21 protein-coding genes and 1 pseudogene are annotated in these 21,928 nt (G+C 48.1%); 14 read left to right on the top strand and 8 right to left on the bottom strand.

From position 1 onward, the window contains the following. Positions 1-2: 2 nt before the first annotated feature. From M4J38_RS13175 to M4J38_RS13145, 7 genes are all read right to left on the bottom strand, one after another. Positions 3-1,472 carry a POTRA domain-containing protein gene (locus M4J38_RS13175; protein WP_251760075.1) on the bottom strand — a complete coding sequence of 490 codons (1,470 nt, stop codon included), beginning with the start codon at positions 1,470-1,472 and terminating at the stop codon, positions 3-5. Between the two features lie 70 nt (positions 1,473-1,542). Beyond that, positions 1,543-2,205, bottom strand: a complete 663-nt coding sequence (locus M4J38_RS13170) for a CBS domain-containing protein (RefSeq protein ID WP_251760074.1) — start codon at positions 2,203-2,205, stop codon at positions 1,543-1,545. A gap of 113 nt (positions 2,206-2,318) precedes the next feature. Beyond that, complete coding sequence (locus M4J38_RS13165) at positions 2,319-3,098, bottom strand: alpha/beta fold hydrolase (RefSeq protein ID WP_251760073.1); 780 nt, start codon at positions 3,096-3,098, stop codon at positions 2,319-2,321. An 87-nt stretch (positions 3,099-3,185) separates the two neighbouring features. Next, positions 3,186-3,692: a CvpA family protein gene (locus M4J38_RS13160; RefSeq protein WP_251760072.1), complete on the bottom strand. Its 507-nt coding sequence runs from the start codon at positions 3,690-3,692 to the stop codon at positions 3,186-3,188. A gap of 10 nt (positions 3,693-3,702) precedes the next feature. Further along, positions 3,703-4,155: a GatB/YqeY domain-containing protein gene (locus tag M4J38_RS13155; protein ID WP_251760071.1), complete on the bottom strand. Its 453-nt coding sequence runs from the start codon at positions 4,153-4,155 to the stop codon at positions 3,703-3,705. Positions 4,156-4,208: 53 nt separating this feature from the next. After that, positions 4,209-4,550 carry a gliding motility protein GldC gene (gldC, locus tag M4J38_RS13150; protein WP_251760070.1) on the bottom strand — a complete coding sequence of 114 codons (342 nt, stop codon included), beginning with the start codon at positions 4,548-4,550 and terminating at the stop codon, positions 4,209-4,211. A gap of 105 nt (positions 4,551-4,655) precedes the next feature. Continuing rightward, on the bottom strand, positions 4,656-5,624 hold the full coding sequence (locus M4J38_RS13145) for a glycosyltransferase (protein ID WP_251760069.1): 969 nt from the start codon (positions 5,622-5,624) through the stop codon (positions 4,656-4,658). Between the two features lie 143 nt (positions 5,625-5,767). Here M4J38_RS13145 and M4J38_RS19850 point away from each other — a divergent pair. From M4J38_RS19850 to M4J38_RS13085, 14 genes and pseudogenes are all read left to right on the top strand, one after another. After that, positions 5,768-6,436: pseudogene (locus M4J38_RS19850) on the top strand (choice-of-anchor E domain-containing protein); the annotation flags it as partial. Positions 6,437-6,478: 42 nt separating this feature from the next. Continuing rightward, the gene (locus tag M4J38_RS13140; RefSeq protein ID WP_251760068.1) at positions 6,479-7,021 is read left to right on the top strand and encodes a T9SS type A sorting domain-containing protein; all 543 of its coding nucleotides are present in this window, start codon (positions 6,479-6,481) and stop codon (positions 7,019-7,021) included. Positions 7,022-7,198: 177 nt separating this feature from the next. Continuing rightward, entirely contained in the window at positions 7,199-7,948 is a 750-nt protein-coding gene (locus M4J38_RS13135) for a DUF4290 domain-containing protein (protein WP_251760067.1), read from the top strand. Positions 7,949-7,954: 6 nt separating this feature from the next. After that, entirely contained in the window at positions 7,955-9,259 is a 1,305-nt protein-coding gene (gene murA / locus M4J38_RS13130) for a UDP-N-acetylglucosamine 1-carboxyvinyltransferase (protein ID WP_251760066.1), read from the top strand. Further along, positions 9,256-9,846, top strand: a complete 591-nt coding sequence (gene gmk, locus M4J38_RS13125) for a guanylate kinase (RefSeq protein WP_251760065.1) — start codon at positions 9,256-9,258, stop codon at positions 9,844-9,846. Before murA ends, gmk begins: the two co-directional genes overlap by 4 nt. A gap of 20 nt (positions 9,847-9,866) precedes the next feature. Beyond that, a complete protein-coding gene (locus M4J38_RS13120; RefSeq protein ID WP_251760064.1) occupies positions 9,867-11,135 on the top strand; it encodes a hemolysin family protein in 1,269 nt (422 codons plus the stop codon). Between the two features lie 120 nt (positions 11,136-11,255). Further along, positions 11,256-12,299 (top strand): T9SS type A sorting domain-containing protein, encoded by a 1,044-nt coding sequence (locus tag M4J38_RS19825; protein ID WP_251760063.1) that lies wholly within the window; start codon positions 11,256-11,258, stop codon positions 12,297-12,299. 90 nt (positions 12,300-12,389) lie between these two features. After that, positions 12,390-14,615 (top strand): polysaccharide biosynthesis tyrosine autokinase, encoded by a 2,226-nt coding sequence (locus tag M4J38_RS13110; RefSeq protein WP_251760062.1) that lies wholly within the window; start codon positions 12,390-12,392, stop codon positions 14,613-14,615. Further along, a complete protein-coding gene (locus M4J38_RS13105; protein WP_251760061.1) occupies positions 14,616-15,707 on the top strand; it encodes an acyltransferase in 1,092 nt (363 codons plus the stop codon). It abuts the gene before it with no gap. Position 15,708: 1 nt separating this feature from the next. Further along, the gene (locus tag M4J38_RS13100) at positions 15,709-17,055 is read left to right on the top strand and encodes a flippase (protein WP_251760060.1); all 1,347 of its coding nucleotides are present in this window, start codon (positions 15,709-15,711) and stop codon (positions 17,053-17,055) included. Positions 17,056-17,060: 5 nt separating this feature from the next. Then, positions 17,061-17,195, top strand: a complete 135-nt coding sequence (locus M4J38_RS19750; RefSeq protein ID WP_256469209.1) for a hypothetical protein — start codon at positions 17,061-17,063, stop codon at positions 17,193-17,195. An 18-nt stretch (positions 17,196-17,213) separates the two neighbouring features. Then, on the top strand, positions 17,214-18,686 hold the full coding sequence (locus M4J38_RS19820; protein WP_251760059.1) for an O-antigen ligase: 1,473 nt from the start codon (positions 17,214-17,216) through the stop codon (positions 18,684-18,686). Between the two features lies 1 nt (position 18,687). Then, a complete protein-coding gene (locus M4J38_RS13090; RefSeq protein ID WP_251760058.1) occupies positions 18,688-19,431 on the top strand; it encodes a TolC family protein in 744 nt (247 codons plus the stop codon). Further along, positions 19,431-20,636: a glycosyltransferase gene (locus tag M4J38_RS13085; protein WP_251760057.1), complete on the top strand. Its 1,206-nt coding sequence runs from the start codon at positions 19,431-19,433 to the stop codon at positions 20,634-20,636. The genes M4J38_RS13090 and M4J38_RS13085 overlap by 1 nt, the downstream gene beginning before the upstream one ends. Positions 20,637-20,655: 19 nt before the next feature. Here the strand turns inward: M4J38_RS13085 and M4J38_RS13080 are convergent, their stop codons facing one another. Beyond that, the gene (locus M4J38_RS13080) at positions 20,656-21,927 is read right to left on the bottom strand and encodes a hypothetical protein (RefSeq protein ID WP_251760056.1); all 1,272 of its coding nucleotides are present in this window, start codon (positions 21,925-21,927) and stop codon (positions 20,656-20,658) included. Between the last annotated feature and the right edge of the window lies 1 nt (position 21,928).

Raw genomic sequence — 21,928 nt, 5'->3', positions numbered from 1 at the left:
ACTCAGAAATCGTTTCTGTTGTGTAAAAACAGGCCGTTTTGTCCGAGTTGGTTCAGACTGAATTCGAACCGCATCACAAAATCGTAGATGGTTACCACGTCAACACCCAGCCCGCAGGTGTACAACATGCGGTTGGAAAGCTGGTTGGTAGGGCCCGGATCACGTGAATATACATAGCCGATGTCCGCGTAAGTTTTCAGGAAAAAGCGGAAAGGGATGGAGCGCAGGTTCGACTTTACCGGGTTGCCGATGGTTAATTTGAACATTTCCCGCCTTAACGTGGTGCGCAATAATCCGCCGGCTACGCCATCCACCACATAGTATTCCATTCCGCGGAGGTAGTTGTCGCCGAAGCCCAATAACCTTCTCGCGTAGAAAGGCTGGTTGAAAGGAAACTTTACCGAAGCGTTGGCCTGAACGGTGTACGACATTTTGGGCGCGAACTTCCTGGAATAATTGGCTTTCGCGGCAAAGGACCATACGTTCAGGTCCTTATGGAAACCCTGTTTCGCAAAAGTGAAATCGCCCATGAACCCATCCTGCGGGTAAGGAATATAATCCACGAACTGGTAATCGAGCGTATAAGACAGTTCCGGGAACCGTACGCGGCGCATGCCCGCATTAAAATAACCGGGGTTCAACTGCACAACGGTATCGCCCACTTTTTCATCGGTATAAATGAGTTTGAAGGTATGGCGGGTACGCAGCGCGGGGCGGTAAACATATTCCAGGTTCACCTGCAACTGGTCGCGGATGAAACCATCCCGTTTCACGAAGGCCTGTTTATCATCGATGGTGGCATAGTTCACCTCCCGGTTCTTGAGGTAGGAGAAGCCAATATTATAGCCGTGTTTCAAAGATTTATCGGCATAAGGCTGTTCGTACCGCATCTGTATCTGGCGGTTATAGCCGTTGATGAGCCATAAACGAAGTTTGTCCTTTCTGCCCGTAAAATTGTAATAAGTGAACTTCAGTCCATAGTTCACCCGTTCAAGGCTCTTGTTCTGTTCTACCCACCATTGGTTCAGGTTACGGTCCACCAACTTAAAGTACGGGATGGGGAAAACATACCATCTTTCCTTCACATCCACCATTACATCCACGTTGTAGCCTTCAAAACTTTTCACGGCCACCACCACTTCATGGAAGAGCGCGGTGTTCATCAACTGTTGCCGGGCGATCTCGAATTTCTCCACCAGGTATTTCAGTTCTACCATATCTCCACGGAGGAAAGGTAACTCCCGTTCAATGGTGTAGGATTTTGTTTTTTTATTGCCGGTGATATAAATTTCGCGAATATGGAAAGGGGAATTGACCGCAGGGCGGGGAGTGGTGTCTTTAGGCGGAACCACATTCAGAAATGATGTATCCAGAATGGGCGGGGGTTCTATCCGGGCCTGTGAGGAAGCGCGCATTACACACAACAGCAGCAGACACAATGACCATGCGTATTTTAAATCCGGTATCCTCATGAAGTGAAATGTGATAAAGATAAGCGTTTAGGGTGCTAAACGATACCGGACTAAAAAATTTATGCCAAGTTTAGATATTGAGGTAATTCATCAGGTGTTCATAATTGCTTTTCAGCTCGTTCTCATATCTCTCTTCCCCAAAATAGTATTTCACATTGTATTCGAAACGTTGCAGGGTGGCAATGATGTCGGATACTTCAAACTTATTGATGCGCAGGATCACAATAAATTCACCGGTTCCCGGAATATGTGCCGTATTCAGTTGGGTAACATAGGCGTCATTGGTTTCAATCAACCGGCTGATCTCACTGAAAGAGAAGTCCTGTTTTTCCATCGAAAGCACGATCAGCGCACCTTTGTCGTTGGCACCGGTAAAAAGGGCCAGTTGTTTGAGCAGGTCCTGCTGGGTGATGGAGCCGACGAAGTTGCCATCCGTTTCCACCACCGCAATAGAGCTCAACTGGTATTCGGTTATCTTACTGAGTGTATCGAAAATATGGTTGCCCGCTCCGGTGAAATGAGGGATGAAACTTTCCTGGATCCTGTATAGGGGCGCCGTTTCATCGCTTACATCGAGCAGACTTTCTTCATTCACCACACCTACAAACTTATCATCCTGCACCACGGGGAGGTGGGTGAGGTGGAAATCAGACATGTATTGCAGGGCCAGGTACACGGTATCGTGCAAATGGAGACGGGGGATGGCAGCTGAAATGAGGTTTCTGTTGATCACCGGTTCTGATTTTAAGGACGAACAATATGACTTTCCCACACAAGCAAACGCTGTTCCTTGCTTTCATATTGCAGGCGCATCGTTTGGCTCCGCTGTTCCCTTATAGACGATAATTACTGGTGAACCGCTGCCGGTTGATTCAGTTTTGTAAGAAATTTATGAAGGATCGAATTAAATTCCCCCGGCACTTCCATCATAGGGGCGTGTCCGCACTTGTCGATGAAATGCAGTTCACTGTTAGGAATGAGTTTATTGAATTCCCGGGCCACAAACGGCGGGGTAATGGTGTCGTTGTTGCCCCATACCAGCAGCGTGGGCTGTTTAATCTGGGCTAGTTCTTCGCCGAGGTTGTTGCGGATAGCGCTTTTGGCCAGCGCGATGATTTTGATGACCTTGAGCCTGGAGTTCACGATCTCGTAAACTTCGTCTACCAGTTCTTTGGTGGCCATAGCCGGGTCGTAGAAGGTAAGTTCAGTTTTTTTCCGGATGTACTCGTAATCGCCCCTTTTGGGGTAAGTATCCCCCATACCGTTCTCGAAAAGCCCGGAACTTCCGGTGAGAATCAGTGATTTGATGCGTTCGGGGTGCTTGAGGATGTGTACGAGACCAACATGGCCCCCCAGTGAGTTGCCGAGCAGGTGGATATTATTGTAATCCCTGGCTTCGATGAATTTATGGACATATTTTTGCAGCCCGCCCACCGAGGTGTGCAGGATATCCAGGTCGAATAAAGGCAACATGGGCACCACCACTTTATAATGCTGCCTGAAATATTCGATGAGGTCACTGAAATTACTCAGTGCACCGAACAAGCCATGTAACAATACCAATGGCTCACCCTGTCCTTCTTCAACGAACCTGAACTTATCCTGTTGTTTGATCTCGTAATGCATCTTGCTAGTTGATATTCAAAGCCACAATCAATCGCTAAAATAAAGGATTTTAACGCTTTATTTGTATTCAATGTAAGAAAAAAAACGTTACTCACGGCCCAGCCATGCTTCCAGATCGAGCAGGGCGTCTCTTAAAAACGGGAGCCATTGGGCCAGGAAACTGAGCACTTTGGGTGCGATCGGGGTCAATATACCGGCCAGCCCTTCGGTCCTGGGTTCCATTAATCCGGCTTTTCCGCCGTAATAAAGCGCCATACTCACCACGAATGCATATAAAATAACGTAGAGTACCACGCCTGCGAGCTTGTTGGCCGCGCCCAGCAGTGCCGCATCCATGGTGGCTTCCACCATTTTACCGGCCATATTTACCACCATCGTCACCAGCAACAAAACAATCAGGAAGGAAACGAACGGCAGCCATTTTCCATCCCAACTGGTATGTTCTTCCAGGTAAACGGCCATCACCGCTGAGAATTTGATGGCGGCCAACACGCCCAGCAAGGTGCCGGCAAGTGAAAACAGGGCCATGATGAAGCCTCTGCTCCACCCTTTCCAGGCGGCATAACCCAATATCAGGATGATGATAAAATCCAATGGATACGATTTAGCCGGCGAGCAGTTCTTTTACTGTTGCTGAAATTGCTTTGCCGTCGGCTTTTCCCGCCAGTTGTTTGGTAGCCATGCCCATTACTTTCCCCATATCGGCGGGAGATTTGGCGCCGGTTTGTTCAATGATGGCCCGTAAAGCGGCCTTCAACTCTTCGGGATCCAGTTGTTTGGGCAGGAATTTTTCGATTACCTCAATTTCTTCCTGCTCTTTCTGCGCCAGCTCCGGCCTGTTCTGCTGGGTGAATATTTCCAGGGAGTCCCTTCTTTGTTTTACGAGTTTCAGCAAAAGCTTTTGCTCCTCTTCTTCAGAGATCACACCGCCCGCGCCTTCCGCGGTTTTCGCGTTGATGATCCCCGCTTTGATGGCGCGCAGGGCGCGGAGGGCTTTTTCGTCTTTGGCAAGCATGGCGGCTTTCATATCGCCCATAATCTTTTGTTCAAGGCTCATGTGTTCAAGTTTTAGGTGATGTATCCGGCGAGTAACTCAACAGCGGAATCGGGTTATCCCGCTTTTTCCTGGCTGTCGCGGAATTTCTTATAGAAATCCTGGGCAAACTTTTTCATATCGTCCACCAGTTCGGTATGCCTGGTGGCGCGGTTGTACGTATCGGCCATGGTGGTGATGGTCTGGTAGAAAAAATCGGCCATTTCATCCACCATCATGTCTTTGGTCCAGAGGTCAATGCGCATAGCGGATTTATCGGCGCCGTCCCAGAAGGCCAGCATCATAGCCTTGGCGTTTTGGGCGGTATCCGCGGTACTGTCGGTGGCCTGCCAGTTGATTTCCTGTGGAACTTTATCTTCGTCCAATGCTACATTGATCGTGATCGTGGATTGTTTCATAGTGCTTATTGCTTACGCGCTGTTGGTGCTTTGTATAATGATGTTTGAACCTGTTTTCACGGGTAAATTACATGCAAATGTACAGAATCGCGGCCGCAATCGGATTCAGAACCATTGGTTGATCTTTTCCATCGTGGCCCGCGGTGTAAAAAGAAGTGCGCGCTCCAATCCGTTGTGGATCAGTTGGCTCCGATGGGCTTCATCTTTAAAGATCAGTTTCATCGCTTCTGAAAGTTCACCCGGTGTTCCTGCTGATATCAATGCCCCGGCTCCGGGAACAGCGGCATAACCGGCTGAAGTAATCACTGGCGCACCTGCGGCCAACGCAGTATAAAGGGGCAGGTGCCAGCTTTTTTGTGTGGGGAAATATAGGAGTGCATAAGCCGCCGCAATCCATTGCCAGGGCAGGATGGCTTCGGGCAGGGGTAGAATAGTAAGGTGCTCGCGCAATTTATAGGAAGCCGTCAATACCTTAAAGGCCGCTACCTGCGCTTCGGTACCCGCGAACAACCAGCGCAGCCCGGTACGCTGGCGTTGCTTGAACAACGAATAAGCCTTCAGCATTTGCGTGAGGGAGGTTTTGTCGTGGGCATCCAGTAAGGTGAGGAAATATTCCTTTCCTTCTGTTAGCTGTTCTTTAACGGTCTCACGTTCTTCCCAGTTCAGCACAGCGGCTGCAGGGTCTGCAAAAGCCGGTAGCCAGGGAACATCGGTCTCTTCCGCAAGCGGAGCATCGGGCGTGAAAACACCAGTTCGGTTTTTTTGCCCAGGCGATAACACCACGTTCATGCAGGGCTTTTCTCCCGTATGTGGCCTGTATTCATCCAGACTAACCACGGCGCCGGTACCGGAGTTTTTCAGGAGCGAGGGTAGGGTGAACCTGCGAAACCAGGCTTTTTCAATAACAGAGGCCTCTTTATTTTCAGCATCAGGCGCATTGCTCCTGGCCCAGCCAATATGTACAGCAGCATTACCGGTGGCTTTCAGTTCCGCGGTAACGAACTGGCTTTCATCAAAGAAAAGCGCGTTCTTTTTGTTCTTACCGGGAACATGCAGCAAAATTTTTCCGTTCATTTCCGCAAAAGTAACACATTCCTGAAAGGCGCAATAAATAAGGCTTTGCTTCGTTTTACAGTTGTGTTCCGGCAAGGGTCCGGCCCAAAAAAGGCTTGGTTTTTGCGGGAATTACGGTGCTTAAAATTGAAGGGATTCCACCTATGAACGGGTTGGTATTCTTTCTAATTTTGCAATTGAATCCGAATCCAAGGTCCAAATCCAAATTGATCCCTATGAAACCAAAATTCTACACATTGTTATGTGCGTTATGGCTGATTGGTTTTAGTTTTTCTTCAAGTGGTGCTTCTGCACAGTGTAATTGCAGCAATGGCGATCCTGCCACGCCAATAACCTATTACTACGTTCTTGATACTACTATTGCGCCCTCGGCAACAATTTCTTTTCCAAAGTTTCTTCCTTCCACGGGCATGCTTACATGCGTTGTTTTTCAGGATACACTTTCATTGGTGGCATTAACGGAGGTTAAGAACAATGCAGATGTTGATGTAACCTACCGGTTTGTTCTGAATCTTGCCAATGAATTTAATGGCCCGGGAGTTTCCGTTTTTGAATCGGCATCGAGAAATTATGGGCCGAGTTTATTGGCAGCAAAAGGGAATCACCCCGCAGATAGTATTGCTTATGGCCCCGATACACTATTTAAAAGTAGTGCTCACATAACTTCTGCCGCGGTTTCAAGCCATGCAACATATCTGGGAACATCCGGCACAGTGGATTTTACTTATACGGTAAACGGCGGACTGATTTCTACAACGGGTGGGATTAATTTCCTTCAGCAAATAAATTCCAAATACTGGGGTTCATTCCGTCTTACCTATTATTGGTGCCCACAGGAAATCCTTCCTGATGGCATGAAATATTTTAATGCTTACAAGAAAGATGGAAAGATCAACCTTGAATGGCTTGGACTGAACGAAAACTCAGATATAAAATACGAAGTAGAAATCAGCACAGACGGGAAAAACTTTCAATCTGTAAAAACACTTCAGGGCACAGGGTCTTTGTCCTCTCTGTACAATATTGCCTATTCACCAGAAACAGGAATCAACTCCAACTTATTCTTCCGGGTGAAAAGAATTGAGCCCTCAAAAAATTACAGCTACTCTCCTGTTAAACTGGTAAATTTCAGTGATGGCAATCTTGCGCTCACCACTTACCCCAACCCGGCCATCTCCGGCGTACGCCTCGATTTCGACCGCGCCATTAAAGGAGATATGGAAGTGGAACTGATCAATACCACGGGCCAGCGGATTTTCACCAAACAATATACACTCCGCAACCAGCCTTCCCTCCAGGTAGACTGGTCCGTAAAACCAGTACCGGGTTTGTATTATGTACGTGCCACCGATAAGGCCACCAGGCAGCAATTTACCACCCGGCTTTTGATACAATAACGTTTAACCCATTCAAAATCAACACAATCCAGGGAGTTGCTTTTTTCAAATTGTTTCCTGTACCTTTGACGGTACTTATAAACCGCAATCGACTAAGGCTAGCCAGTACTCAGGCGCCATGCGCAGTTCGGTTTTTTACCTAGTAAATACATTTTTATTTCTCAGCAACTTACCTGCATGCAGTACAATACTACCAGGAATCACCTCATCATGAGGGAATACGGCCGTCATATCCAGCGTATGGTGGAATACCTGATGTCTATTGAAGACAAAGAAACCCGCCAGCGCAATGCCTACGTGGTGATAGAACTGATGGGCTTTCTGAACCCACACCTCAAAAATGTGGAAGACTTCCGCCATAAACTCTGGGATCACCTTTTCCTTATCTCCGATTTCAAACTGGATGTGGAATCTCCCTACCCCATTCCAACGCGTGAAACACTGAAGGCAAGGCCGGAAATTATTCCGTATCCCAAAGGAAAACCACGGTATTCCCACCTGGGAAAACACCTGGAAAGGGTGATCAACAAAGGACTGCAGGAAGAAAATCCGGAAAAGAAAGCTGGTTTCGCCAATGCTGTTGCATACTATATGAAACTGGCTTACCAGAACTGGCACAAAGAAGCCGTTCATGACGATGCCATCCGCGGTGAACTGGATGCCATCACCGGTGGCGGACTTGAATTTACCAACGCGCCAGCGGTGAAAGCTCCTCCCCCACAGCATTTCCGCCAGAACGACAACAGGAATTACAATGATTTCCGCAACAAACGCAACCAGAAATTCCAGCCGCGAGGCGGAAACCAGGGTAACGGTGGCGGCCAGGGTAATAACCGCGACCGGAACAACCAGGGCAGCGGCGGCAACAACAACCGGAACAACCAGAACAATCCAAACAACAAGTTCAACAAGAAGAGATTCAAATAACCGGCCATGAACGCTTTTGTAGTGAACGGCGGCAAGAAGCTGAAAGGGGAAATCATCCCCCAGGGCGCTAAAAATGAGGCCCTGCAAATCATCAGCGCGGTTTTGCTTACGCCGGAAGAAATCACCATTTCCAACATACCTGATATTCTTGATGTCAATCTGCTGATAGAACTCCTAGGAGAACTGGGCGTTTCCATCAACCGGGTTTCTCGTGATACCTGCGTCTTTAAAGCAGATAACGTAAACGTGGACTACCTGGGAACCGGCGAGTTCCGCCAGAAAAGCGGGCGCTTACGCGGCTCCGTTATGCTGGCGGGTCCATTACTCGCGCGTTTCAAAAAAGCTTATGTACCGAAGCCCGGCGGCGATAAGATCGGACGCCGCAGACTGGATACACATATCATTGGTTTCGAAAAACTCGGCGCCACCTTTTATTACGAACAGGGAGAAAGTTTCTTCCGCCTGGAAGCACCGGAACTGAAAGGCGCGTACATGCTGCTGGATGAACCCTCCGTTACCGGTACCGCCAATATCGTGATGGCCGCCAGCATGGCCAACGGCACCACCACCATTTACAACGCCGCCTGCGAGCCTTACCTGCAACAGCTTTGTAAGATGCTGAACAGGATGGGCGCAAAAATATCGGGCATCGGCAGTAACCTGCTCACCATTGAAGGAGTGAACTACCTTGGCGGAACGGAACACCGGATGCTGCCCGATATGATCGAGATCGGTTCGTTCATCGGCATGGCCGCCATGACGGGCAGCGAGATCACGATCAAAAACGTAAGCCTCGAAAATCTGGGCATCATACCAGAAAAATTCAAACAACTCGGCATCCGGATGGAATTTCGTGGTGATGATATCTTCATCCCCGAACAGGACGCCTACGAAATACAAACCTTCCTCGACGGCTCCGTACTTACCATTTACGACAACCCATGGCCGGGCTTCACACCCGACCTGCTCAGTATCGTACTGGTGGTGGCCACACAGGCGAAAGGAAGTGTGCTGATTCACCAGAAGATGTTCGAAAGCCGCTTGTTCTTCGTGGACAAACTGATCGACATGGGTGCACAAATCATTTTATGCGATCCACACCGCGCAGCGGTGATTGGTCTGGGCAAACAACACCGTTTGCGGGGCATCACCATGAGCAGTCCGGATATCCGTGCGGGCGTTTCCCTGCTCATCGCGGCATTGAGCGCGGAAGGGAAAAGTACCATCCAGAACATCGAACAGATCGACCGCGGCTATCAATATATTGATGAACGCCTGAAAGCACTGGGCGCCGATATTCAAAGGATATGAACGATTCCGCCAATAAAATCATCATCATCACCGCGCCATCGGGCGCGGGGAAAAGCACGATCACCCGGTTCCTGCTGGCAAAATATCCATGGCTCTCCTTCTCCATTTCAGCCGCCACCCGGCAGCCGAGGGCCGGGGAAGTGGATGGAAAAGATTACCATTTCATGAGCGTGGAGCAGTTCCAGGAACACATCCGCCACAATGATTTCATTGAATGGGAAATGGTGTATGAAGGAAAATATTATGGTACCCTCCGGGCTGAAATAGAACGCATCTGGCAAATGGGCAAGATCCCGATGCTGGATATTGATGTGAAAGGCGCCATTCACGTACAACAACAATTCCCCGAACAATCCCTTTCTCTTTTTATAGAACCGCCTTCCGTGGAAGAACTGCGCCGCAGACTCGAATCACGCGGGACAGAAACGGCGGATACGCTTGAAGCCCGCGTAAACAAAGCGTCTTACGAGATTTCGTTTAAAAATCATTTCGACCGCATCATCGTGAATGATCACCTGGAAACAGCCTGTCGCGAAACGGAAGCGGCCATTCTCGCCTTTGTTGGCAATTCACCCGAAAAGCCGTAACTTATCTTTTTAATATGCCTATGAGTTTGTATCACTATGTGGGTGTGGTGGGAATCACCATACTGGTCCTGCTGGTATTCGCTTTCTTTTCAGGGCTCGAAATGGCGTTCGTTTCCGCCAATAAACTCAGCATTGAACTGAAAAGAAAGCAGGGAAAAAGAAGGGGAATCATTCTTTCCAGGTTCATGGACGAGCCTTCCCGCTTTATCGGAACATGCCTGATCGGCATGAATATCATGCTGGTAATCTACGGATTGCTGGTGAGCGATTTTATGTACGATGTGCTCTGGAAAAGGGTGAACATCGAAATACCTGTTCCCCGCCTGATCGTGGATGTTTTCCTGGCCACGATCATCATTCTCGTGGTGGAATTCTTTTTTAAAGCCATCTTCCGCGCAAAAGCTGATACGCTGCTTTATTATTCCGCTTCCATCGTTCAATTCTTCCATACACTTTTTTATCCTATCGCATCTTTCTTTGTAAGTATCGCAGAATGGATACTGAAATACCTGTTCAACGTGCGCATCCACGAAAACCGAGAAGCACTTTCCCGTGTTGACCTTGAATATTTCTACCAACAAACCAAAGAGATGCGTTCCGAACACAGTGAAGACCTGGACACGGAACTTTTTGAAAACGCGCTTTCCCTGCCCGGTGTAAAAGTGCGGCAATGTCTGGTACCCAGGAAAGAAATTGAAGGAATAGATCTCAATGCGCCCATTGAGGAAGCGCGGCAGAAATTCATGAGTACGCAGCTCAGTAAACTGGTGGTGTACGAGGGCAACATCGACCAGATCGTGGGCTATATCCACCAACTCGATCTTTTCAAACACCCGGTGAACATCCCTGCTATCCTGCTCCCCATCCCCGCCGTTCCGGAAAGTATGAGCGTGACTGACCTCATCAGCAAGTTCACCAAAGAGCGCAAAAGCATAGCCTGGGTGGTGGATGAATTCGGGGGCACGTCCGGCATCGTTACAATGGAAGATCTGCTGGAAGAAATCTTCGGTGAAATCAAAGATGAACACGACACCGAAGAATTTGTTGAAAAGCAGATCGCCGACGACGAATATATCTTCTCCGGCAGGCTGGAACTGGATTACCTGAACGAGAAATATGGTTTCAAGTTTGAGGTGGATGAATCAGAAACCCTGTCGGGGTTCATCATTAATCACCATGAAACGATTCCTAAGTTGAAGGAGCGGATCATCATCGACAAGCTACAGTTTGATATACTGAATGTTTCGGATACAAGAATTGAGATGGTGAAGGTGAAAGAGCTCTCTTAGGGCTTTTGTAAGTAAGAATATTTTCAAGTCTCTCCATTGGGGAGACTTTTTTTGTTTGAGTATTTCGCGCGACTGCTTTGTTGATTTTCGTTTCGTACTGGCTACAGCAAAATAGGCGATGTGCCCACCGGCACCCTTACCTACACTGATGCCAGCCTGTCTGCAGGTGCGGTAAGGTACTACCAGGTAAGGGCAACCGTAAGCTCTGGCGTAACACCGTTCAGCAATACCGCGGCGGCAAGCACGGTGGCTTATGTGATTAACCTGAACATGAACGATGGTACGGCTAACGCTCCGGCACAGCCAGGCAACTGGAACAATACGAACGCGCTGATAGCCGATGGCTTTGTACTGCCCAATATGATCAACGATCAGGGGCAGGCTACAGGCATCAACTTCGGGGTAACCACCGCCTTCAGCGGATTTAACTACTTCGGTACAACAACCGGTGATAACAGTGGTATCTACCCGGATAATGTGATGAAGAGCTTCTATTATGTGAACTTCGCGGATACCGCACGTCTGCGCATTACAGGACTTACCCTCGCACACGAATACAACTTCGCGTTCTTCGGCAGCAGGGTGAACCCGCAGGTAGGTGTGATCACCGCATACAAAATAGGCAATCAGGTTGTAACGCTTAACGCAGGCAACAACACGCAGAATGTTGCCAAAATAAGTGGTGTGAAACCTGATGCTGACGGCTCTGTGTCCATCACGATCTACGGTACTGTTCAGGGTGGATTCGGATACCTGAACGCGATGACAATCGAGGGCGCGCCAACGATTTTGACGGAAACACAACCTGATGTGGCCATTTCTACCGGAACGATTACTCAATCTGCAATCACTTCAGCCATTACGCTGAAAACCGCGCAGGATGAAGAGCAGGTTAGAATCGTGAAAGCTACCGCGTTCCCCAACCCATTCGTAGACGACATCACCGTGGAAATGAAACTTACCAGCGACGTAAGCAGGTTTACGGTACAGGTAATTGACATGAACGGAAAAGTAGTGTACAGCAAGGACGTGGCGAATGCACAGAAAGGTACCTGGTTACAGAAACTCGGATTGAATGGCAGACTTCCGAAAGGAATGTACTTCATCAGAGTAAACGGCTTACCTGGCCAGGGTGTACAGATCTTAAAAGTCGTGAAACGATAGGATTATAGGAATCTTCGCATTAGATTTGTGAATGGGATCGGAATTTCCGATCCCATTCTTACTACTTCTGACTATTAAAGCAAAAAGAAAATGGAATTCGCCTATCTATTTAAGGTGCTGATGCGGCGTAAATGGATCATTCTCGCATGTACAGTGGTCGCCTTGGTGGCCGCTTATTTCTTCACCAAAAAGATCAAGCATACCTATAAATCGGTGGCCCAGTTGTCAACTGGATTCACTGTAATACAGGACCTTAAACTTTCTGATGAGAATTTCAGCCTCCCCCAGATCGATGTGAAGTTTAACAACGCCATCGAAAACATTACTTCTCCCAAAGTGTTGAGCCTCGTTTCTTACAGGATGATGATTCATGACCTGGAAAATCCGAAAGAGGCCTTTACCGCTGTAAAAGAGGAGGACAAGCAAAAAGACAGTTTTAAAAAGACGGACCAAAAGAAATTACTGACCCTGCTGAAACAGAAACTGGAAGGCGCCGTTCAACTCAGCCCTTCTGTTCCGGAAGAAAAAGACGCCATCGCCTTCCTTGAAGTTTATGACTATGACATCGGTACCATCAAAAATAACCTGAATGTGGCCAGGTACCAGCGGACGGATTACATTAATATCGACTATGTTTCACAGAATCCTAAGCTTTCAGCCTATGCAGTGAATACGCTTTGCCAGGAGTTTAAACGCTTTTATGGTCTTGACCAGCGCGAAAGATCAGATGTTTCCGTGGTTTCACTCGACTCTCTTGTAAAGCAGAAAAAAGCCATTTTCGATCAGAAGATCCAGCAAAAGAACCAGTTTATGTCTTCAGAAGGCGTTCTGGATGTTGGTTTGGAGGGCTCGAACAAACTTGGTCAAGTGGGTACTTTTGAGAGCCAACTGATTGAAGAAAAAGCGAACCAGTCTAATCTTTCTTACCAGGTGGCCCAGCTTACCAAACTGATTGATGCCGCGAAAGCCAAAGGAATGACTTCGGTAATTGCGCCCACAACCGGCAATTCGGGGATAGGCAATGCAGAGTACATGAAGCTTCGCAAACAGTACAACAGCCTGAATGCACAGTACATCGCTTCCGGTTCATCAGACGCTGAGATCAAGCGGAAGATGGATGAGATATCCCAGAAGATGCAAAAGATTGACCTGGCCGACAATTCAGGCGGGGTTACACAGGACGGTGGCGCGGCTCCCGTTACGATAGACCAATTGATTCAACGCCGGGTAGGGCTGGAGGGACAACTAAAAGCCACCACCCAGAAGATATCCTCCATTCAGTCGAAAATCAGTCAGTTGAACGGGGGACTCACCGGTATGGCCGCTAAAAGCGCGAATATTGAACAACTGGATAAGGAAATTGAAATGGCTTCTGCGGAATACAAAGAAGCCACCCAGCGTTATAACCTGGCGCTGAACATGACCGGCGCCACGCCCGGCGTATTCAAACAAACCATGTTTGGAGAACCGGCCCTGTTGCCGGAACCTTCCAGGAAATTTATGATCATGGCCATCTCCGGCATCACGGCCCTTATCATTTCCTGCCTTATCATCATCGGGAAAGAATTTTTCGACAATTCCGTGAAAACGCCTTCCGCTTTCCAGCGCCTTACCGGCCTCCCATTGCTGGGCGTAGTGAACTGGGTGAAGTTCCAGCAATCCAATGTGCTGGAAAAAATCACTTTGTTCAACGAAAAAGAAGTGCGGCACAACCTGTTCAGGGAATTACTCCGTAAACTCAGGTATGAACTGGAAAGCAACGGCAAGCGCATTTACCTTTTTACCAGCACAGAACCACAGCAGGGAAAAACGACACTGATACAGTCTTTGGCCTACAGCCTGAGTCTCAGCAAAAAAAGGGTACTGATTATTGATACCAATTTTTGCAACAACGATCTCACCAAAGCCACAAACGCCAATCCCGTACTTGAAAAGTTTAGTCTGAACGGAAAACCCTTTTCCTTCGAAGACCTAAAATCATTCATCTCCAAAACGAATGCGGAAGGTGTGGATGTGATTGGTTGTGAAGGAGGAGATTATACGCCTTCCGAGATTCTCCCTAAGAATCACCTGCTCAATTACCTGGACCAGTTGCGGGAAGAATATGACTTCATTTTCCTGGAAGGCGCGCCATTAAATGGCTTTACCGACACCAAGGAACTGATCAAATACGCTGACGGGCTGATTGCCGTTTTCTCGGCTGAAGCTACGTTCAGTGCAGCGGACAAAGAATCAATCGCTTTCCTGAATGAAAACAGGGAGAAATTTATTGGCGCGGTGCTGAATAAAGTACAGGAAGATAATCTCGCTTTATAAATGATGTTCAGCCAGTTTTTACATATTTCCGGAAAGCAGGAAGTGGCTGCGGTTGCAGTGCCCAAAACCGGTAGCAGGCTCCAATGGGTGGATTACGCGCGTGGGCTTGCGATTATGCTGGTGGTGTACCGCCACGTGATTGTAGGGATGAAAAGGGCCGGATTACCTGTTTCTCAATTGATGTACGACCTGCAGGAAGTGGTGTATAATTTCAGGATGCCCGTATTTTTTGTATTATCAGGCATTTTCCTGGCGGGCAGTCTAGCGCGGAGAACTGCGGGTGAAATCACAAAGAACCGCGTATTCACGATACTTTACCCCTACATTATATGGGGAAGTATCACGGTGATCCTCCAGATTGTTTTTTCGAATTTCACCAATTCAAAACGCAGTTGGACCGATCTCTTCAACCTGCTGCTCGACCCCAGGGCTATTGATCACTTATGGTACCTGCTCGCCCTTTTTAATACCAATGTGCTTTACCTGTTGCTGAACAAACTGATGAAAGATGGCTGGCTGCACGCATTACTGGCGGTGGGTATGTATGTGCTTTCCAGGATGCCGGTGATGCATGGCAATAGTTTTATGGCTGATATGTGCTATTTCTACCTTTACTTGTATGTAGGGGTGAAACTGTCCTCTATCTTACTGGTTCCTGAAAAAAGAGAAAAAATACTGAACGTACGCAACCTGCTATGGCTTATTCCCCTTGTGCTGGCCGGGCAATACTTCTGGTTCCAGATCTGGCAGATGGAGGATTATGCCGCGGAAGAAAGGAAATACCTGCCCCTGTTCTTCGTAATCAACCTGCTTGCCTGCTACTTTATGTATATAATTTCTTACAAAGTATCCCTGCTGCCCCGCACCGGATGGCTGGCATGGCTGGGAAAGCATTCACTCTACATTTATATCCTGCACGTTTTTGTGGCATCCGCAGTACGTACCTTAATACTGAAAACAATACCGGACCTGAATGTTTGGGTGATTGCCGGGATTTGCTGGACGATCGCCCTTATATTGCCCGTGCTGTTGTACAACTGGCTCCGTCCTTTCGGGTTCGATAAATTATTCTCTTTAAAGCAAAACAACTGATTTGAGCGTTTTCCATAAATACAGGTACTGGGTTGATTCCGCCAAATACACCACGATTCAGAAGCTGGCCATACTATTGATGGGCATTGTATCCTTCAAATTGCTGGCCACTGAACTGGGGCTTTCTGATTATGGCGTGTGGGGGCTGTTTATCCTGATCTCCTCCATTACGGAAACCGCGCGCAATGCCCTCGTAAGGAACGCGTATATCCGGTTCATGCACCAGTACGAGGAAAAGGAGCACGGCCATTTACAAGGCGCGGCGTTTATGTTGAGTATGTTCATCAGCCTTTTGCTCGGCGGCATATTTCTCCTGTTTGCACGGCCGGCCGCCAATGCGCTGAACGCACCCTCACTGGCGCCCATGCTTTACCTGTACACCACCAGTCTGCTGGTAAGCGTGTTTTTTGCACAGTTTGAAATTGTGCTGAACGCGAAAATGAATTTTAAAGGCATCTGTTGGATGAACTGTGTGCGCCAGAGCGGACTGATTCTTGGGATCATCGTGCTTGCCGCGGCGGGCCAAACGGTAACGCCTTCTGTACTTGCTATTGTTTACCTGCTTTCTGTTGCCGCCGGTACGGTTACGGGATATGTTTTCGCGAAACCTTATCTGTCCTGGACGTTCAGCGGAGCGGGTGGATGGACGAAGCGCTTGTGGCACTATGGAAAATTCGTGTTTGGCAACAATGTATGCTCGCAACTGTTCCGGAGTACCGATAACTTTATGACCTCCCGTTTTTTTGGAACCGCGGCGTCGGGCTATTACAACGCCAGTTTGCGCATCAGCAACCTGGTGGATATGCCTTCCGCCGTGCTGGCCGACGTGATGTTCCCTAAAGCGGCCAAATTCAGCACAACCGATAAAGATTCTATCCGTTCTTTGTACGAGAAATCCGTGGGCGCCACGCTTATTTTTTCCATTCCCGCTTTACTGATACTGCTGGTATTTCCCGAAACCATTCTGCGCATACTCTCTTCCGAGGAGTTCGTGGTGGCGGCCCCCATTCTGAGGATCGCGGCGTTCTTCGGCTTTATACTGCCTTTTCTGAAACAATTCGGTACGGTGATGGATGCCACAGGAAGTCCGGACCTGAACTTTAAAGTCATGTTCGCGGGATTCCTGTTGAACATCGTGTTTAACCTCACGGGTATATATATATTCGGAATGATTGGCGCGGCTGTAGGAACGGCCACCACTTACCTGGTGCTTTTCCTCGCTACCCATTATATCCTGCACAAAAAATTCGGTATCACCATACAGGGCGTGTTCATGAATACTTTCCGGCTTTCGGGAGAATTGGTGCATACCTTGAAAGGGTATCTTCCCGCAGGAAAACAAGTGTAAACAAAATGAAAAAAGAAACGAAACAAACCGGGGACCTGGACGACAAACGTTACTCCAATGATTCGCTGTTGCAGATCATGGTGATGACTTTCATCCTGCTGATCGTTACCTTTCTTTTTCTTAAAATATTATTCTTTTAAAACGAACCATCAAAAAAAGTGGCGCTTCCAACAACAAGAAGGACTTCTTCGATCGCACCGGACGGACTTTGGGGAAAGTTATTATGGGTGCTGCTGCCCTTGCTTGGCCTGGCGGTAGCTTATGGCGTTTACCGGTTTGGTAATGTGGCGGGGATACTCCTCATTATGGGCGCATTCGGCGCTATCCTATTGCTGGCCTCGGTGCTTTTCCCTAAAGTGGGGTTTTATTCCGCCATCATCATTTCATTTTTCCTCTTCGATATTCAGCGCTTCCTGCGTTCGGATATTCCCTTAGGAACGCTCGTTGATTTGCTGGTGTACATCTGTTTCCTTGGAATCATTGTCAGAAAGATACAGGTGAAGGAGTCGTTCTGGCAGCACGGCAATCATCCTATCGTGTTCGTATATATACTGGTGTTCCTGTATTCTTTGATTGAAATATTCAATCCGATGGGGGCGCCGTTCTCTGTCTCTTTCCTGATATACCGCCGGTTTCTTACGCTGATTCTTTTTCTGTATTGCAGCATTCAGCTTTTCAGAACACGTGACGATATCGTGGAGTTTCTAAAAATTTATTTCATCTTCATTTTTATCGCGGCGCTATACGGCTGTTACCAGGAGTGGTTTGGTTACCCCGCTTATGAGATGCGGTACATTATGTCGAACCCGCTGGGGGAGCGACTGCTTTCGCTCGGCGGCGGCAAATACAGGAAGTTTTCGTTCCTGGCGAGTCCGGCTGATTATGGTTTGCTGATGGCGGCCTCCGCATTGTTCCTGCTCGTGTTGTTGCTGAACGCCAAATTCAAATGGAAAAAAAGAACCATTACAGCCGTTACACTCATACTTTGCGCGCTGGCGATGGGCTATTCCGGTACGCGAACCGCTACGCTGATGCTGGTGATCGGAATTGTTTTATACGTGCTCATGACCTTGTCGAATCCCAAAACACTGGTATTTACCTCTGTATTCGGACTGCTTTTCGTATTCCTGATCTATGGACCCATTTACGGTAACTCTACGATCAACAGGTTGCGAACGGCTTTTGAACCTAACGAAGACGAGTCGGTTCAGGTGCGCGACTATAACAGGCAAAGGATACAGCCGTTTATTTATACCCATCCCCTCGGAGGAGGACTTGGAACGGCGGGCGTGGGCAGCAGCGCTTATGTGCCCAACCATCCGCTGGCGGATTTTCCCTCAGACAGTGGATTGCTGCGCAACGCGATCGAATATGGCTGGGTGGGCCTGCTCCTCCTGTATATCACTTATATTGTAGTGCTGCAACAGGGGGTGCAGGCGTATTACAAGAGCAGGGATCCCTTCAACAGGGTGCTGCTGCTCGCTTCTGTGGTTACCCTGTTCAGCTATATCGTTGCCCAGTACTCGCAGGTGGCCATCGGCATGATACCGGGCGCTTTCCTCGTTTACCCGCTGATCGCTATAGTGGTGCGGCTCAGACAAATTGAATTATCCGGACTTAAACAATCATAACATGAAATCAATTCCTGTAATCGCGGTTTTTTGTTTGCTGGCAGCCTTTTCAGGCTTCGCTCAAAATCCAGCGGGAATCAATTCTTCCAATTTTAACCCATCGGTGGATAGTGTGGCCGAGAAACTGGTTGAAATGGCTTACCTCAACGCGAGGTTAACTTCCATGGAACACGTGGCCGCACAAAGCTACAATGAATACAAGGCTTCAAAAATGGCCATCCTGAACAGGGTGACCGTGGCGGGAAACCTGAATGAACTGTCCATCAAACAAAGCAGTGGCGCCAATGCCGACCCTTTAAGGCAAAGCACACAATTCCCCAGGTACAATATTGGAGTGGTACTGCCATTGGGAACTTTTGCAACGCAGGGCAAGCAGAACAAAGCGAATTACCACCGGTACCAGTCGATGGTGGACCAGGTTAAAATTGAAAGGCAGAATATAAGGGAAGAAGTATTACTGAAATACGAAGATTACCAATATACCCGTCAACTGCTGGCCATGCAGCAGGAAGTAATGCAGGATGCCAAGATTCTGATGACGAGGCAGGAAGAAAAGTTCAGCAACGGAGAATTGTCGCTGGAGGTGTACACTACAAGTGTGAAGGCCTACAACAATGAGCAGGTGAAGGAACTGGGTATAGTAAGGGAACTGCGTACAATAGAAATACAACTGGAAACGTTGATTGGAATGCGTTTGGCGGATGCCCTCGCGGAAATCAATAATAAAGCAAAAAGCGGTCAGTAATGATGAAGAACCGGGATATCGTTATCGTGGGGTTACAGCCATGGGACATTGAAATAGGATCGAATTGTAAGAACATCGCCACCGAGTTCGCAAAGCACAACCGGGTATTGTATGTGAATGCGCCCATCGATAGGAAAACGTATATCCGCGATAAGGAAAAGCCCAATGTCAAAAAAAGGATAGACATCATTAACGGGGCCGAGAACCTGGTGGAGATCGCGCCCAATCTCTGGAACCTTTATCCCAGAAGCATCATTCATTCCATCAACTGGGTACCTTTCACAGGTTTGTTCAGCATTTTCAATAAGTCAAACAACAGGAAATTCGCACAGGACATCAAAGCGGCCATGCAGCGCCTGGGGTTTAAAGACATCATTCTTTTCAACGACAGTGATATGTTCCGGAGTTATTTCCTCAACGAAATGCTGAAGCCGGACCTCAGTATTTATTACAGTCGTGATAACCTGATGGTGCACAAGTACTGGTACAAGCACGGGCATATACTTGAACCCAAACTGATGTCCCGGAACGCTTTGGTAGTAGCCAACTCCGAACACCTTGCGCGAACCGCCGCACAGTACAATAGGAATTCATTTAATGTAGGGCAGGGGTGCGACATCTCCGTATTCGATTCTACGAAGGAGTATGCCGTTCCGGAAGATCTCGCGCAACTTCCAAGACCCATCATCGGCTACATAGGGGCGGTGTTGGGCCACCGTCTGGATATTCCCATGATTCGGGAGATTGCCAGGCTGCGACCGGATTGGAGCCTGGTATTTGTAGGCAACCTGGACGCTGATTTTAAAAACAGTGACCTGCACAGCTTTCCCAATATTCATTTCCTTGGGTTGAAGGAAGAAAAATCACTACCCAATTACCTTCAGCATTTCGATGTGGCTTTCAATCCTCAAAGCATTAACGACTATACCGTCGCCAATTATCCCCGCAAGATTGATGAATACCTGGCGCTGGGAAAACCAACCGTGGCAACTGATACCGCTACCATGAGCATTTTCAGGGATGTGGTGTATCTGGGAAGTTCAGCCGAAGAGTACATTCAATTGATTGAGCGTGCCATCACGGAGGATTCTCCTGAAAAAAGGCAGCAAAGGATCGCCTGCGCCGCCTCCCATACCTGGGACCAGAGCGTGAAAGCGATTTATGAAGCCATTTACAAAGTGCGTCCCGATCTTCAACCAAAATAGTTAAAACGGCTCTTCGCTTTTAGTTGTGGCGCTTCAGCACATCCAGCAGGTAAGCATCGGTTTTTGTAGCGGTATCAGAAAGCGGCTTGCCGAAGAAATACGTTTCATATTCATTCCGGAAAACTCCATTCGCCTGTTTTTTAGCCATCAACTTTTTATCAAAAGAAGTATAGGTCATATAACCTATGGCGGCCAAACCGCTGATTACATAAGGTATAATCAATACATAGCTTAGCCTTCTCCACGTCACTGTCGTGAGCTTCACCTGGCACACCAAAGCAATAAAAAGCGGAACAACCGGCACCCAGAAACGGGGATCATAAAAAGGCCAGTTGAACATGAGCAGGGTGTAAAAAAGGAGATAGGCTTTCACCACAAACGGAATATTGTTCCTGCGGATGAAGAGCAGGTAAATGTATCCGGCCAGGTAAAGTATACCGATGCCGATAAAAATGATACTGCTGGTTGTGGAGGAGAAAACCGTGTTCAGTCTTGCGATAGACGTGTTGAGCCCGATCTCCGTGAATTCAGTGAGGTGCCATTTGAAAACACGGGTTACTTTGGCGCCTTCATCGAATTGTTTGGTAAGCACACCGGTGTAATGATCCAGTCCGAGGAACTTTGAAAAAGTGACGACCAGCACTACCAATACAGCGAGGGCGATCAGGATCACCTTATGTCTTTTCAAAAGCTGAATGATCTGTTGCCTGTATTCCCACATAACGCCCGCCACCAGCGCGGCGATAAGCGTTACGCCAACCGTGCGGGTAAAAAAAGCCAGGGCGCCGCACGCGAACGCAAGCAGCAAAGGCATTATTTTTTTCTCGTTTGCATAACGGTGAAAGAAATATAATGCCGCCATGGAAAAGAAAAGGTATTGCATCTCCGAAAGCGGGTGTACCATGAATTTAATGGTGGTCCAGTTCAGCAATACCAGAACAAAAAGCAGGTATTTGTTGAACATTCCGGCGAAAATACGTGCCGTAAAATACAGCGCCGCCATAAGGTAGATGGCGTTGATGAGAATAATGGTGAAAGAGTGGAGGATGCCGGCTTTCGAAAGGCCCAATAACAGGAAGGTATAGCCGTAAGGCAGGTAATCCTGCGCGGCTACGGAATCGGGGGCGCAACCCACTTCAAAACAATCTTTGATGGCGAAATACCGGTTGGTATCAATATGGAAACGGAGCGGCGAAACGCAATTCGCGAGGTAAACGGCGGCCAGCGCGAAACTGATCCATTTCAACAGGTTGACCCATTTGTCGTTCGGCGAAGATGTTGTGGGTAGCATA

Source organism: Parasegetibacter sp. NRK P23 (genome assembly GCF_023721715.1).
Taxonomy (GTDB): Bacteria; Bacteroidota; Bacteroidia; order Chitinophagales; family Chitinophagaceae; genus Parasegetibacter.
The sequence above is the reverse complement of the archived record's forward strand: the minus strand, read 5'-3'. Positions and strand labels throughout refer to the sequence as shown.

Coding starts and splice junctions, on each gene's coding strand:
- M4J38_RS13175 (WP_251760075.1), bottom strand. CDS start 1,472: ATGAGGATACCGGATTTAAAATACGCATGGTCATTGTGTCTGCTGCTG.
- M4J38_RS13165 (WP_251760073.1), bottom strand. CDS start 3,098: ATGCATTACGAGATCAAACAACAGGATAAGTTCAGGTTCGTTGAAGAA.
- M4J38_RS13155 (WP_251760071.1), bottom strand. CDS start 4,155: ATGAGCCTTGAACAAAAGATTATGGGCGATATGAAAGCCGCCATGCTT.
- gldC (WP_251760070.1), bottom strand. CDS start 4,550: ATGAAACAATCCACGATCACGATCAATGTAGCATTGGACGAAGATAAA.
- M4J38_RS13145 (WP_251760069.1), bottom strand. CDS start 5,624: ATGAACGGAAAAATTTTGCTGCATGTTCCCGGTAAGAACAAAAAGAAC.
- M4J38_RS13140 (WP_251760068.1), top strand. CDS start 6,479: ATGAAATATTTTAATGCTTACAAGAAAGATGGAAAGATCAACCTTGAA.
- M4J38_RS13135 (WP_251760067.1), top strand. CDS start 7,199: ATGCAGTACAATACTACCAGGAATCACCTCATCATGAGGGAATACGGC.
- murA (WP_251760066.1), top strand. CDS start 7,955: ATGAACGCTTTTGTAGTGAACGGCGGCAAGAAGCTGAAAGGGGAAATC.
- gmk (WP_251760065.1), top strand. CDS start 9,256: ATGAACGATTCCGCCAATAAAATCATCATCATCACCGCGCCATCGGGC.
- M4J38_RS13120 (WP_251760064.1), top strand. CDS start 9,867: ATGAGTTTGTATCACTATGTGGGTGTGGTGGGAATCACCATACTGGTC.
- M4J38_RS13110 (WP_251760062.1), top strand. CDS start 12,390: ATGGAATTCGCCTATCTATTTAAGGTGCTGATGCGGCGTAAATGGATC.
- M4J38_RS13105 (WP_251760061.1), top strand. CDS start 14,616: ATGATGTTCAGCCAGTTTTTACATATTTCCGGAAAGCAGGAAGTGGCT.
- M4J38_RS19750 (WP_256469209.1), top strand. CDS start 17,061: ATGAAAAAAGAAACGAAACAAACCGGGGACCTGGACGACAAACGTTAC.
- M4J38_RS13090 (WP_251760058.1), top strand. CDS start 18,688: ATGAAATCAATTCCTGTAATCGCGGTTTTTTGTTTGCTGGCAGCCTTT.
- M4J38_RS13085 (WP_251760057.1), top strand. CDS start 19,431: ATGATGAAGAACCGGGATATCGTTATCGTGGGGTTACAGCCATGGGAC.
- M4J38_RS13080 (WP_251760056.1), bottom strand. CDS start 21,927: ATGCTACCCACAACATCTTCGCCGAACGACAAATGGGTCAACCTGTTG.